The sequence below is a fragment of the Paenibacillus sp. J22P51 genome (assembly GCF_059692215.1).
Genome location: NZ_JCAUAZ010000004.1, coordinates 43,448 through 58,122, shown reverse-complemented (window position 1 = coordinate 58,122; position 14,675 = coordinate 43,448). Strand labels below are relative to the sequence as shown.

Here is a 14,675-nt window from a genome sequence, read left to right as displayed (position 1 = left end):
TCTACTTTTTAAGGACAGCCATATTTATTTCCCACGTCTCACCGAAATCTGTCCGCCCTCCGCCATCCCCTGCGAACAGAGGAAGGGAAAGGCAGGCGTTATTTAAGTGAAGCTATTTTGGCGAAATTGGATTGAATGCCGAAGAAACGGAACGTAGGTCCTCTATTCGACCTGAAATCGAGGGATTGCGCTTATTTGAGCCGAAATAAGGGCTCTGAGTTCCGCAACTCGGCGAAAAGGGGCATTTTCGCGGGAATAAGGGATCTCAGTTCCGTTCCAGACGGAACATTACGTTCCTGCGACAGCACCTTCTAGGTGCTGCACGCTCGCACGCTTACGCACTACCCCTTCCGCTGCCACACCGGGAAGCGAAGCATCATCTTCGTTCCTTGTCCCAGCACGCTAGCTGGTGTGATTTCACCGCCGTGCTTGCTCACGATCCACTTCGCGATCGCGAGGCCCAAGCCCGTGCCTCCGGTGCTGCGCGTCCGCGACTTGTCACCGTGATAGAAACGGTCGAAGATATGCGGCAGGTCCTCTGCCGAAATCCCGACTCCCGTGTCTTCCACCACCAGTTCAACATCGTGCCCCCTCTTACGAGCAATAACGCGAATCGTTCCATCCGCTGGGGTGAACTTCATGCTGTTGTCGAGCAGAATGACCAGCAGCTGGTGGATCCGTTCGACATCCCCCATAAGCTCAATCCCACTTTCTACATCGGATTCCAGCTTCTGTTGCTTCAGCTCAGCTAACGGTTCGAACTTCTGCACAACTTCGCGGATTACTTCAGTCAGCGGCAAAGGTTTCAGCATGATTTCCTCTTGATTGGAATCCGCTCTGGCCAGCGTTAGCAGCTGTTCCGTTAATCTTCCCATCCGTTTCGATTCCTCAAGCACCACAGATAACGGCTCGCTCATGTTCAGGATGGATTGATCTGGATGGCGAAAGGCGAGCTCCACATTCGCTCGAATGATGGATAACGGCATGCGCAGCTCATGGGAGGCATCCGCAACGAACTGCTGCTGTTTATCCCAGGATTGCTTGATCGGCCGCAGCGCTTGGTTGGCAAGATACATACCAGCCAACACCGTTATAGCGCCACCTACCACAATCCCGATTAAAATAAGCTCAAACAATTGCTTCAACATATTCTGCTCAGAGTCGATGAGGCTTATGGCTTGAATCGACACAATCTTCGTTGAAGCCTCGGTGAAAATCGAAGAGGGCGTGACGGTATCTATTCCCTTCGCCAGGGAAATATCATTCAACACCTTCAGATTCATCATTTTCGGCTGCTCATAATGAACGGCATAAATACGATAAGAATGATTAGCCATGTTAACTGTTTGAGGCATTTGGATGGATCTATAGGGCTTGAAGGCATCGACCTCTTTGTTCATCCCTGCCCCGGCTAGAATCGGATATGAGTTCCCTTGATCATCCCACAGTACCAAAAACACGCGAGGATCGATCCCTTGGATCTGAATTAATGTCTTCTTAGTCTTTCCATCTGCAGGCTCGTTAGGCAACAACATTTGAGATTTGGCATAGAAAAACTGTGTATCCTGCTGGGCTCTCTGCTGTAACGATTCATCAACTTTGGCATACAATTGATGCCGCAATTCGGTATAGACGATCATGCCCAGACAGACAATGATGACGAAGAAAACAACCGCGTTCAACGCCGTCAGACGAATTCGGGTCTTTTTGAACATGCGGCATTCTCCTTTAAAATATATCCAACATTCCGAATCGTATGGATCATGTGATCATAATCGAAAGGCTTCAATTTTTTGCGCAAATAGTAGACATAGACATCCACTACATTTGACCCTACGTCCGAATCAAGTCCCCAGACGCGAAGACAGATTTGTTCCCTAGTCAAAATTTGGCCCCGATTCCGCAGCAAATATTCGAGCAGCTCGAATTCCTTCAACGTAAGCTCCAAAGCATGCCCAGCAATCGCAGCTTCCTTCGTTCTCCCTTGCAGTACAAGCTGATCATAGGCAAGACGATCTTCCGTCTCGATCCCCCCGCGTCTGCGCAGCAGCGCACGGACTCTTGCTAGTAATTCCGGTACTCCGAATGGCTTCGTCATATAATCATCCGCACCTGAATCGAGTCCCTTTACCATATCCTCAACGCTATCTCTTGCCGTGAGGAACAAGATGGGCGTCAGAACTTGCTTAGCCCGCAAGCTATGCACAATTTTGACACCATCCATCCCAGGCAGCATCCGATCAAGCACGACCAAATCATAGATACCTTGCTCCGCCAAATAGCAGCCCTCTTCGCCGCAGTCTGTCGCATCCACTTGGTAGCCTTCTTCCTCCAGCAAGGTTCGTATCGTTTGCAGCAAAGGCAACTCGTCTTCCACAACGAGTACTTTCATCGACTTTCCTCCCCATTGTTGCACCGCAACCACTCTATTGGCTTCAGTATAAAGGGATGAGATGAACGCTAGCTTAAAAGAAGCTTAGGCTAGTCTGTAAATATGAACCAATCCAGCTCTTTGGTTGCGATTAATTTTTTCTGTCCATTTTGAAATTGGTGGTAGACGTTCAATTGATACGTTTTCATATCACCGATTTGATAAATTTTATCTTTATTCGTGTACGTAATCGTCGCGTCGTGGAAGCCCACTTGAAGTGATTTGTTCGGATCGGTCCCATCCAACTCATACGTTTGGCTCACGATAATTTCTTTCCCACTCTCACTCAATTCGTCTCTCAGCTCAACAATCAACGAATGATCCTTCATATTTGCTTCCACCAGTGTGTCTCTTTTCAAATCATAATCGAAATCAAGCATGACGGTTCCTTGTGCAAAATTAATCTGTGTCCCGATATGGCTTAACGTAATCGTGTAAGGGTAGACGTCCAGCTCAGCGAAGCCATTGAGCGGCTCTTCGATCTCAGTTGGCAATTGAAAAATAGCGGCGTTAACGTAACCCGCCTCGTCATCAGTGGTTCCTCCTTTATCCGATACTGCGCCTTGGAAGGTTACGGCATCGCCTAGAATAAGCTGCAGCGCTCCCGTTTTATACCCCTTCGGGATCGTTGCGTAGATATAGATGAGAGCTTTGCCCCCGGGAATCACCTTGTTGGTCATCTCGGTCATCTGGGCCGGGAAAACCGTACCGTCTTCCGCCTTAAATTGCGCAACCTGCTTCCGCAGATCCGTGAACCGTTTCTCCAGGTTTTCGACACTCAACTGAACCGTAAATAAATCGGCACCTTCTCCTTGGAACGTTTGGGTAGAACGCACAGAATAAGCAGCGCTTTGCCCAATATCAGCAAGCTTTCTTGTCTCATTGGCGGGAATCACCTTCATCCCCATAAGCTCTTTATTATGATGAAACGTGAGCAAATCACTCACCTGGTTGTCCGAAGCCTTTTCTTGTAAAACGAGATTCAAGTCCTTAAAATCGCTCGTATACGGTATTTTTCCCGCTAGCTGTAGATTGATCTCTTTGCCTGGCTGAAGGCTAATGACACGGTCTATCCGAATTAAGCTTGCCTCGACAGTAACAGCATCATCAAGTTCAAAAAAACCTTTCAGATCCGGAATAGGCAGCGCCTGACTCCCATTATTCGTTAACGTGATGTTCGCTGCCAAAATGTCTTGATCCTCCCAGGGCAATCGCTGCAAGGATTTCAAACGTGCGGTATAGGTACCTGACTTATTGGAGAATTCGTAGTCGTTTCCCAGCGAAACCTCAACTTCCATAGCTTCCGGCACTTCGAAAAAAGCGACCGGCAGCTGGATGCTGCTTTTACCATCACTTCCACTCGTCGTCTCTGTAATGACAAGCTGCCAACCCTCCGCTCCCGCTTCCCTAGGAATAGACCCGCTGAGGAGCCCTTCTTTTTCAGCCAAAGGTTGCAGCTCTGTACCTTTAACCAATTTAGTCGCTTGCAGCGGATACATGTGCCCTTGGGCGGTGCGAATGAAATAGCTCAGATCTGGCAGCTTGATGCTGCCTGTCCCCTTATTTTCAATTTCGAAATAAATCGACGGCAAATAGAAATCGTCATTTCTACTAATGGAAGTACGTTGGATGTTCGCGTAGAATGGCGTACCTTCGATACGAACCGAACGTTTCGCTCCCACTGGCGTCAACACACTATAATCCTCCGAAGGTGACATCTGACCCACCACTCGCTCAAAGCCAGACACCGAGAAATCCAGCTGAACGAGCTTAATGACGAGGTCCTGAAGCTCGGTTGCAGCGTTCACTTTTGCATAGAAGCTATACGTTTCGCTAGTACCTGGTGCGATCCGGTTCGTATCGCCGCTCTGCGCTAACTGGTTGACTGTAAAGGAACTGCCAGCCTGGGACTGCAGACGCACCCAATAATTCTTAAAAGACAGTTCGCTCACACCGCCGTTATGGACATTTACTGTGAAGGTGACCATCCCGTCCTGATCGCCAGGCAGCAGCATGAGGTCTTTTACTTCCATGTAGCTCGCCTCGCCAATTGAGGCCTTCCCTAGTGATGTAGAGCCTACTACACGCTCCTCTGCAGGCTCCCCGGAAGAAGACGAAGCAACCCCAGCATCGGCCGAGGCCGAAACGGGGGAAGCTGCGCTGCCTAGGAGGAAGAACAGAAGCAAATACAACATTTGATGGTGACGAATCGTCATGATGAGTACATCCTCCTTGGATGATGGGTACTAAATGAATTACTCCTGTAAATACGTGCTAACCTTGTTTTGAATGACCTTCGCGACTTCCTCAGCCGACTTCTGACCTTGGAAGAATGAGGCAGTCTCTTCTGCGACGATCGTCGTGATTTTCATATCACTTTCCGCGTAAACACTAACGTTGTTCAGCACCTTCTCCATAGCGGTGACATCCTGCTCTGTAGCTGGCTCCACAGCCATCGCCTTACCATTAATCATGAGCTTCATGCTTTTACCAGCGCCGCCTTTGCCGCCTGTACCCAATGCTTTCAAGAAGTCGATTTGCGCCTTAGCTCCGTTCTTGTTAACCGCAATCCCCGTCAACTCCCTAGCTGATTGCATCTCATCGGACAGCAAATACTTCACGAATTCCCAAGCTTCCTTCTTGTTGGCTGACTTGCTATTAATCGCGAGTGGCAACGACGATGTGAACTGCGTTCCTTTGGCTTCGTTCTCGGAAGGCAGATTATAGTACCCCCCCTTGCCATCGAAATTCATTTTCGGCATCGTATACATATCCAAGTACATCAGTACGTTCCTTTTAGGCTGGAAAACAACATTGTTAGGATCCGAGTTGTCCGTGAGAATCAACTTGTCGTCATACATGGATTTGGCCAGCTTCAGCATGTTAATGAAATCTGGTGAATCGAACTTCGCTTTCTTTGCGCCCACATCGGCAAATTTAGAGAAGCTGCTGTTCAGCATGGACGTAATCAACTGGTCAGGCTCAATTTTACCCAATGGATACGTGTCTGGTTTACCGTCATTATTTTTATCAGAGACCATAGCACTGGCTTTTTTCTTAAAATCTGCCCAAGTCCACTTGCTGTCATCGATCTGCTGATCACTTAGTAAGGCTTGATTGCCCATCCACATATTCAACCCCACTTTGATAGGCATGGTGTATAGAGCATCGTTATATTTCATGGCATCTAAAATACCTGCGTAATAGTCATCCTTTTTGAACGAAGCATCTTTACTCATCAGGTCACTGATATTCTCTAGCAGCTTCTTGTCCGCATATTTCTGATAGGGAAGTCCGCTCGTCACGATGATATCCGAAGCTTTGCCGCTCATGAGCTCTGCTCCCACCAAACTGGCGTATTTCTCCATGTTTTTCGGGTCCGGCTTCTGCATGATCATCATCTGCTGCCCTTGCCCTTGCCCTTGCCCTTTCACATCTGTCGCTGTTTGAGGTGCTGCCGCATACTCTTTGATGTTGATTTTGGTATCTGGATGCAGGGCCTCGTATTTCTGTTTGGCTAGCTCGAGAAAGCGGTCGGATGTCATAACAGACAGAGTGACCGTTTTGTTACCCGAAGCAGGTGTTGTCGTACTTACAGCGTCACCCGTCGTAGTCGTATTAGATGAACAAGCCGTAAGGGATAAGATAGAAACGAGCGAACAAGCAATGACCGATTGTTTAACTGTGATTTTGCGCATGAGTAAATTTCACTCCTTCAAATGGTTTAAATTGAATAATAGCAACGGTGCATAGCGCACCTTGTACCGCATAGTCAAGCGGCTCGATCTGGTAAGACAACCCCGCCCATTGGGCAATGGCGAAAACAATAACTGCTGCAATCGGCACGTAGATGAACACACGTTGCAGTTGGGCATACACGGGTTCTCGTCCCAACACCCATAACCGAATGCCAAGCAAGAACAGCGGCAAACCGAACAGCATGCCCACGATAAACAACCTGCCAGTAAGCCGAGAAGCGGCGTCCGTCAACAGCTCCTGTGGTGATGGAACGTATCCCATCTGTGACGCTTCTTGCTGCCATAGGCTTCGCAGCTTTTCCATATAAAATGAAACATCAATGATTTGCTCCGGCACCCATTCCAGCGGAATGTAGAGGTGAAACCGGATGCCCGTCCAGAGGGCAATGATACAGGCCGTCATACCGAGCACTGCCAGTGTACTAATCAGCAATGGAGTACGCTCGTGAACTAATGCATCGGTCCAATTATCTCTAGCCAATCTGCTTCTTAGAACAGCTTGTATAGCTGAGAATTGACGCATCATCAACCGCACTAGCAAGTAGATCGCGATCATGCCGCATACAAACAATTGAATCCAGCGCCATTGCGCCATTCGGGTATGTGCAAGCTCATGGTTTAACATGTGGAATTGCGAAGGATTCTGGCCAATTGCTCTAAGCGCTTCGTTCACTTGACTTTCTCCACCGGCAATTGCGCTAGGCTTACCTGCCATTTGAACAGTCCCAATGCTCGCATCTTTCTGGGCATCGAACAGGGTCGTGACGGGAATCAGCACATTCGGGCTGCCATCGTCGGACATCTGCCGAAGCAGAGAGCCTTCATCCTCAAACACACCAATGACTGTAAAAGTAATGCCGAACAAATCAATCGTTTTACCGATGACTTGATTGGCACGAAATAGCTGCTGAGCAACCGTAGCGCTCACTAAGGCTACTCTACTGTGTTCATTCACTGAGCTTTGCGCGAACGAAGTACCTGCCTTCAGCTTGAATTCATTAAAAGCCATATAGGTTTCGTTTACACCGAACACATCGGTATTCAGCTTCGCAGCGCCATATACCGCTCGAGTTTGCTCTCTCGCTGTATAGGCGACGGGCAGCGGTGCCCACTTTTTCGTCAACTGCTCAGCATCCTCCAAGGACAAGCCTGCTGGGCTTGCTCGCGCAGCCGATGGATCCACGTTCACCGTTAGCTGCTGCATCCCATAAGCGCCGTTTGTCTGCTCCCATTCGCTAACAACGGAAGCGACTAACCCGCTGCTTGCCAAAAGCAACACCACACCAGCAAATACCATCCACGCGGCCAATCGGGAACGCTGCATATCCTGCTCTCCTCTCATTTATTGATCCGCTCGGACTTGGTCGCCATCCCCAATCGATTTCGAGCTAGAGATGATCACTTTATCGAGTGGCGTAATGCCATTCTCGATGGATGTTTTCGTATCATCCGCGTCTCCGATCTGGACATTCGCCCGTTGTGCAACGTATTCCGTACCTAGCGGACCTTTCTTCTCTTTGAGAAGCAGCAGGTAAGTCCCTTGATCATCTTCCCGCACAGCATCGTTAGGCAGGAGTGAGCGGAACGAGACTGTTCTTTTAACAATATCGAATTCGCCGGCTTCCCCGCCTTTCAATCGATCGTCCTTCAGCGTGAAGGTAATTTCCTTCCCCTTTTGTCCAGACTGACCGGAAGCACTCACCGCATCCCGAATATCGGTGATTTGCGCTGGAATCCTGGCATTATTGAGCGTGGCAAAAATAAGCTCTGTTTTATCCCCCACCGCGACATAAGGCGCTTTGGCATCGTCAATGGTTGTCTTCATCTGCTGACCCTTGGACAAGTCCGCGATGCTCACTGCAGCTTTCCCGCTAGGAACAGGTGCCCCCTTCACGGCATTGACTGCCGTCACAATCCCACTGACAGGTGCAATCAACCGAGAGGATTCGGCAAGCTGACGCTTTTGATTGGCGATTTGCCGCTCCAAGATTTGCATATCCAACTGCATACTCTCGATATCGCGGGCCATGCTGCGCATTTGCTTCTCGTCATTGCTGCGGAAGGTTTCCTGATAGTTTTCCTGGAGCTTTTCCATGCTCAACTGCTTCTGGGCGTATCGCGCCTGATTGTCTTTCAGCGAATCTTCCGTATCTCTTGTTTTAAAAACCACCAACTCTTGGCCAGTCTCCACCTTATCCCCAACCTTCACTTCTACCTCGCTTGCGACCCAATTGGTCTCCACATAGACATCTGCGGTTTCTGCCGACTCCACGGTTCCAGAGCCTGTCACCTCATGTGACAAGGTCCCTGCCGATGCCTTCTCTACGGTCACCTCAGCAAGCGATATACCTAGCAGGGTATTAGAGAAAAACGTCAATGCCACCATGGCAAATATGAAAGCAAAGATGGCTTTTCTGATTCCTTTCTTCTTGGCGCGTTCGCCGTCGGCAGCGGCCATTAATGCATCCATACAAAGTTCCTCCTATGTGTGATCCCTCTAACCTTTAATACCAGACAACTGGATGCCTTCGACCAAATACTTCTCCGCATACAAAGCAACTAGGAGCGGTGGCAGCATATACACCACCGAAGCAGCGAAGGCAATGCCTCGCTCCTCTTCACCAATAACGGCTAAGTACACAGATAACGGCTGTTTGATCGCATCATTTAGGAAGATCAGCGGCTGCTCCACCATATTCCAATTATCAATGAAGACAAGGATCGATAGTGCCGCAACGCCTGTGCCGCACATCGGCAGAACAATTCTTGTCCATATGTAGAAGTGGCTCGCCCCATCCACACGCGCTGCTTCGATATAGCTGCTAGGCACGACCATCATGAACTGCCGCAGCAGGAAAACGCCAAAGGCGCTGAAGATGCCGGGGTAGATAATCGCCCCATACGAACCCAGCAGCCCAAGCTTTTCCGCGACAATAAAGTTTGGCACAAGCGTTACCTGAAAGGGCATTAGCATCGTGACAATGTATAGGAAGAAGAGCGGCTCGCGAAAGCGAAAACGCAAATGGGCGAAGGCATACGCAGCTAACGAAGCCACAACAAGTTGACCCGCGATGATCGGCACTGTCATTTTCACCGAGTTCCAGAACATGAATAGAAACTGCGGCCTTCCAACCAGTACTGCGTAGAATTGGGATAAGGTTACACGATCAGGTATCCATTTCATGGTGACGAATTGGCCATCATCCGTATCTCCCGAAAGAGCAGCGTAGTTGCTCGTAATCTCTGTTTCCGCCATGAACGAGTTCGCAATTGTCAGCGCCATCGGGAAAAGAAATCCCGCCATCAGCACGATGAGCACGGTTATGAGCACGAATCGCGATGTCTTGCGTCCCATACGAACGGCAAGCGGCTTTATGTGGCTTTCTTGCATGCATGGTTCTCCTTTCCAGCACCAATCCTCCGTTATCCGATTGATTTGCTGATACGCCTCTCCACCACGAATAGCGTCAAGACGAGTAGTACGATCACTAGAGCCATTAGAAAAGCAGATGAGGTTAACTTCTGATAATCCAGTGATTTGAACATGTTGTTCATATAATGCTGCAACATATAAATACTTTCAGCCGGGTAGTTTCCGGCAATTAAGTAAGTCTCTCGAAACATTTTGAAGGAATTAATAATCGACATGATGAAAACGAAGAAAGCCGTCGGCGTCAAATAAACAAGCGTAATAGATCGCCACTGCCGAAATTTGCCAGCTCCATCCATCGACGCCGCCTCATAATAATCGCTTGGGATATTCTGAAGGCCCGCTAGGAAGAGGATCATATTGTAGCCGATGTTTTTCCACAGGTAGACAATGATCAGCACATACAAGGAGGCTCCGCTTTCCATCCAGTCGTGTGGACGTATCCCCCAGCTCGCAAGCCATGCGTTAATCGTCCCGTGCAGATCGAATAGTGCATTCCAAACCAGCACCACGGAAGCCACCGGTACAACAAGAGGGCTCAAGAAAGAGATCCGGAACGTTTGGCGAAAAGGCAGCTTCCTATTAAGCAGCATAGCCAGCCCCAGCGCAACCAGCATATTCAGCGGCACACATATGGCCATAAAAAGACTTGTATTCACGGCTGCCCGCCGAAAAATGGGATTTCCCAGCAGCTCGCGATAATTCGCTATCCCCACAAAAGAGCCATTCACAGGGCTGTCCATGAGTGAATAATAAAACCCCATCCCAAAAGGTATCAAGAAAAACACTGCAAATCCTGCCAGGCTTGGCAATAGAAATAGAAGTGCTGTAAGACCTTCGTTGTTGCGTAACCATCTCAGCACAAATGCGTTCCTCCCTCCCACAGAACACATTCTCTCATTCCTAAATTAGAAATGGATTAGAACGTAAAAAAGCCCAAGACTTTTCGTCTTGGACTTCTTGCTCTCGATACATAGTTGCCCCGCTCTGGTTCGCTGTATTTCACGCCGCGTTAAGTTGCGGAACCTAGTTCCGCTATTTGCCGGAAAGAGCGCATAATCGCAAAGTTACGGAACGTGGTTCCGCTATTCGGACGATTCATGGCCTAAATCCCCTAATTTCGCGTAAATAGAGGAACTACGTTCCGTTAGCACGCCGAAATTCCCAAATATCGCGAAATAGCGGAACGTCGTTCCGTTTCTCTTTCTGGATCTGACCACCCTGGGTCTTCTACCCAAGGTGATCGTTATCACGATTAATCTTTAACCCCATTAACAACCCGCTCCTGCAACTGCAACTCCACTCCAGCAGACATCACGATGCCGACCCGCCATGGCGAATCGTAAAGTGCATCCGATCAGCTTCACCAGGCACAAATAAATAAACGAGCTCCAAATACCCCTCGCGCGTGGCGATGGACGGCTCCGGCGCTACTGCTTCTACAGCAAGCACAATGCCTGGTTGTTTCCACAAAGATGGTGTTAAACCTGCTGCATCCAGCCCAGACCCTCTGAACTCGAATACCAATTCAATCGGCTGCTCCGCCGTAAAATGCACATCAATTCGCAGTCCATCCTGATCTGCCTGAGCATTGTACCTGATTCCTCGCATATGCTTACTCCAGTGACCGCCCACCTCACGGCGCACAAGCCGTACCGAGTACACCTCGTCGTTTCCTCCATGCCAATGAATTGTAGCTGGATGAAGCTGACCACTCGTGTTCTCACTCCCCGACAGGCCGCCCATCATGTAGCTCTCATCAATCCAAGCTGTAGCCGTACAGAGAGGCGTATTCTCTCCAGGCTTATTTCGCTCACATAGCTCGCGGAATAGCTTCGTCACTTGTCTCGATTCACTATGCTTAACAAGCCTTGTTTGCACATGACTAGGCGCTCTTCCACCTAGATAAATCAACAGCGGATCAAGCTCCTCATCATCGCCATTTTCAACAAAATGTTCATACCCTTGCCCTAAAACTAGAAAAATATGTGCGCCTAACGAGCTGTGATGCAGCATTTCCATTTCATAAGCGCGTGTATATGGACCTGATAGATTTGCGAGATTCGGGTTATAAAATAGCGCAATATTCTCCCATAAACCTTGTAGTACTTGGTTGCCGACTTCATGAATAGCCGCCGATTTACCGAAGGCATGCCACAAGCCCAACGCCGTCAAATCCACCGCATAATAGGTCGCTGAATTAAACTCTGCAAAAGAGTTAAATTCACTAAAATGCGCCTGAAATTTGAGGATTTCCTTTTGCGCATGCTGGGTCCAATCTGAATGCCCAAAGCGATGCCCGAAGAAGTCTACGATGAAGATATGCATCAGCTCAATGTTCGTATTCATCGGAATCGCATCGGACGAGCGCCGAGCAATCGAAGCACTCACCGTTTTTTCCATCGCCTCATCCATCTGTGCTGCAAGCTCTGGAGACAGCTTCTCCTCGAACAGCTCCAGAATCGCCCCGAACGAACAACCAATGAACTCGCGCCAATTCGGATCATAACTTGCCCACACCCGAGGAAGCACGCGATCCACCGCACTCCGGTAATGTGTTTGAACGCCAGTCCCTTGCCCCATCGCCTTCTCCAGCTCAGCGCCAATTCGTGTCAACGTCTCCTCCAGGAAAAACGCGAAGCCCGGCGTATCCATCTGCTGCCAAGGATAATTCCCTTTCGGCGGATCCAGGTCCATGTCTGAGCGACGGAAGGTACCGTGATAAATCTCCTCTGGCGCATCCAATTGTAGGCGAATAACACTGCTAATGAGGTCACTTGCCCGCTCCACATCACCTGGTTGATCCCTCAGCAGAAGTCCGAATGCATAATGCGAACTTGCGCGAGTGTCATATCTTTGGGCTAGATTACGAAGCAATTTTGCTTCCCCATCATAGCGTGCGTCACACCCTTTTAAATAATGCCGCAATAAATAAGCCTGTTCCTCTCTCAATTGGATCGGTTCCATCCTTCTCCCAACTCCTCTACTATACCTTGCCGATTCAAGCTTCATTCCTGTATACTTTGGCTGTATCAAGCGCCTTGAATCCCACGTCTTGGAGAGGAAGTGACTCTGATGTCCTATGTTCAAAACATCGGCTTGAACGTTATCCCGCTCTATTTTGCCTATCAGCGAAAAACCATCGGAACCGAACAGTTTCAGGGTACGTTCCACGCCCATCAAGGCATTGAAATCTTGATCGTTCACGAGGGACATGGCACACTCATTGTTGATCAGAAGAGCTATGAAGTGACTTCCGGTATGCTATGTGTGTTTCAGCCTTATCAGCTGCACCATATTCAGATGGACCCCGAGACGCCATTCGTGCGCTCTATTGTTCATTTTGAGCCATCCCTATATGAAGCTTACTTCGAGCATTGGCCGAGATTATTGGCTTTTTTCAAGCATATGCATACAAGCAAGCTGCAAGCTCCATGTCTTTACGAGCTAGGTGAGACAGAGCAGTTTCACCCTCTTTTCCAAAACTTACAGATGAAGCTGCCTTCCTTAGGCAAGCAAGATGAGCTGGAAGAGTACTCCCTCTTTCTAGTCGCTTTCTTCCGTAGCTTCATGCCGCTATGGGAACAGCGCGAAGGTCAGATTCGCTCAGGCCCCACACGCAAATCCCATCAAGCCGAACGTATTCTCAGCTGGCTGGAGGAACATTACACTGAACCACTGCGCTTGGAGACGATGTCCGCTGAGCTGCATCTTTCTCCGTACCACTTGTCCCATCTGTTCACAGAGTGCACTGGCACCAGCATTTCCGACTATGTAACAGCTAGAAGATTGCAGCAAGCTGTGAAACTGCTGACGTCGACGGATCAGACTGTGGCTCGCATCGGTGAGGCGATTGGTGTGACGAATTGCTCGTACTTTTGCAAAATGTTCAAAAGCCAGATCGGCGTGACGCCGCACCAGTATCGCAAGCAATGGCAGAAGCGGCCTAACGCAGCCATTACCCGGCTGTCGTAATGATCATCGCATCGCGCTGTGCAATGAGGCATAGCTCTGCCGCTTTAAATGTATGCTCCTGTGTCATCGCTACTTCGGTACGGTTCAAGCAGTCCAAGATCAACTGACCGAAGTAAGGGTAACCGACTTGGCCACTGACGGCGAAATGCTGCTCCCCATCCTTGTTCACGAGGTACACATGATTACTCGTCTGCTCTCTGGCGATATCGACATATTTGCGAAGCTCAATGTACCCTTCGCTCCCCAGAATCGTCATTCGGCCGTCGCCCCATGTACTTAAGCCGTCCGGCGTCATCCAATCCACTCGGAAATAGCCGGTTGCGCCATTGTCACCAACCAAAGTAGCGTCCCCGAAATCCTCAAAACTCGGATACTGCGGGTAATTGTAGTTCGCTACTTTACTGTGCACAACCTTCGCGTCCTTTGCCCCCGTAAAATACAGGAACTGCTCGATCTGATGACTCCCGATATCGCACAGAATACCACCGAATTTCTCCTTCTCAAAAAACCAATCCGGTCTGCTCGACAAACTAATTCGATGTGGGCCTAATCCAATGACTTGATGGACGCGACCGATTGCACCTTGTTCGATTAATTGCCCCGCATAAATGGCGCTTTCCACGTGCAGACGCTCGCTGTAATAGACCGCATATTTCTGTCCTGTCTCGGCTACCTTCGCACGAGCTGCTTCTAACTGCTCAAGCGTTGTGAATGGGGCCTTATCTGTGAAATAATCTTTCCCGCTATCCATCACTCGTAGTCCGAGAGGACCACGATCGCAAGGGATCGCCGCAGCCGCAACAAGCTTCACTTCTGCATCCTTCAAAATCTCTTCCAACGAGCTTGCCACACGTACCCCAGGGTATTTGCTCACAAATTTGTCCACTTTGGCTGGATCCGGATCATACACCCATTTCAATTCCCCGCCAGCTTCCCGCAGCCCATTGCACATCCCATAAATGTGCCCATGATCCAATGCAGCCGCTGCGAAAATAAACTCCCCTGGTTGACATACCGTTTGAAAGTTCCCTTGTGGAGCGTAATTCATACCATCACTTTTTTGCGTCATCGTCAGTCTCCT

The 14,675-nt window shown here is 49.2% G+C and carries 11 protein-coding genes; 1 reads left to right on the top strand and 10 read right to left on the bottom strand.

Annotated elements, in window-relative coordinates:
- Positions 1 to 341: 341 nt before the first annotated feature.
- From AC58QC_RS11190 to AC58QC_RS11150, 9 genes are all read right to left on the bottom strand, one after another.
- Positions 342 to 1,715 (bottom strand): sensor histidine kinase, encoded by a 1,374-nt coding sequence (locus tag AC58QC_RS11190; protein ID WP_497415221.1) that lies wholly within the window; start codon positions 1,713 to 1,715, stop codon positions 342 to 344.
- Complete coding sequence (locus tag AC58QC_RS11185) at positions 1,688 to 2,392, bottom strand: response regulator transcription factor (RefSeq protein WP_497415220.1); 705 nt, start codon at positions 2,390 to 2,392, stop codon at positions 1,688 to 1,690. Before AC58QC_RS11185 ends, AC58QC_RS11190 begins: the two co-directional genes overlap by 28 nt.
- 89 nt (positions 2,393 to 2,481) lie before the next feature.
- Positions 2,482 to 4,647 carry a hypothetical protein gene (locus tag AC58QC_RS11180; RefSeq protein ID WP_497415219.1) on the bottom strand — a complete coding sequence of 722 codons (2,166 nt, stop codon included), beginning with the start codon at positions 4,645 to 4,647 and terminating at the stop codon, positions 2,482 to 2,484.
- Positions 4,648 to 4,686: 39 nt separating this feature from the next.
- Positions 4,687 to 6,129 carry an ABC transporter substrate-binding protein gene (locus AC58QC_RS11175; protein WP_497415218.1) on the bottom strand — a complete coding sequence of 481 codons (1,443 nt, stop codon included), beginning with the start codon at positions 6,127 to 6,129 and terminating at the stop codon, positions 4,687 to 4,689.
- A complete protein-coding gene (locus tag AC58QC_RS11170; protein ID WP_497415217.1) occupies positions 6,110 to 7,513 on the bottom strand; it encodes an ABC transporter permease in 1,404 nt (467 codons plus the stop codon). Before AC58QC_RS11170 ends, AC58QC_RS11175 begins: the two co-directional genes overlap by 20 nt.
- Positions 7,514 to 7,531: 18 nt before the next feature.
- Positions 7,532 to 8,659, bottom strand: coding sequence for an efflux RND transporter periplasmic adaptor subunit (locus AC58QC_RS11165; RefSeq protein WP_497415216.1), 1,128 nt, complete (start codon positions 8,657 to 8,659; stop codon positions 7,532 to 7,534).
- Positions 8,660 to 8,686: 27 nt separating this feature from the next.
- Positions 8,687 to 9,580 (bottom strand): carbohydrate ABC transporter permease, encoded by an 894-nt coding sequence (locus tag AC58QC_RS11160; RefSeq protein ID WP_497415215.1) that lies wholly within the window; start codon positions 9,578 to 9,580, stop codon positions 8,687 to 8,689.
- A gap of 32 nt (positions 9,581 to 9,612) precedes the next feature.
- Positions 9,613 to 10,482 (bottom strand): carbohydrate ABC transporter permease, encoded by an 870-nt coding sequence (locus tag AC58QC_RS11155; protein ID WP_497415214.1) that lies wholly within the window; start codon positions 10,480 to 10,482, stop codon positions 9,613 to 9,615.
- 451 nt (positions 10,483 to 10,933) lie between these two features.
- The gene (locus AC58QC_RS11150; RefSeq protein WP_497415213.1) at positions 10,934 to 12,586 is read right to left on the bottom strand and encodes a DUF8769 domain-containing protein; all 1,653 of its coding nucleotides are present in this window, start codon (positions 12,584 to 12,586) and stop codon (positions 10,934 to 10,936) included.
- Positions 12,587 to 12,694: 108 nt separating this feature from the next.
- Between AC58QC_RS11150 and AC58QC_RS11145 the strand changes: the two genes are divergently transcribed.
- Positions 12,695 to 13,594 carry an AraC family transcriptional regulator gene (locus AC58QC_RS11145; protein WP_497415212.1) on the top strand — a complete coding sequence of 300 codons (900 nt, stop codon included), beginning with the start codon at positions 12,695 to 12,697 and terminating at the stop codon, positions 13,592 to 13,594.
- On the opposite strand, the gene AC58QC_RS11140 is transcribed toward AC58QC_RS11145, so the two are convergent.
- Positions 13,578 to 14,663, bottom strand: coding sequence for a Gfo/Idh/MocA family protein (locus AC58QC_RS11140; RefSeq protein ID WP_497415211.1), 1,086 nt, complete (start codon positions 14,661 to 14,663; stop codon positions 13,578 to 13,580). The genes AC58QC_RS11145 and AC58QC_RS11140 overlap by 17 nt on opposite strands.
- Between the last annotated feature and the right edge of the window lie 12 nt (positions 14,664 to 14,675).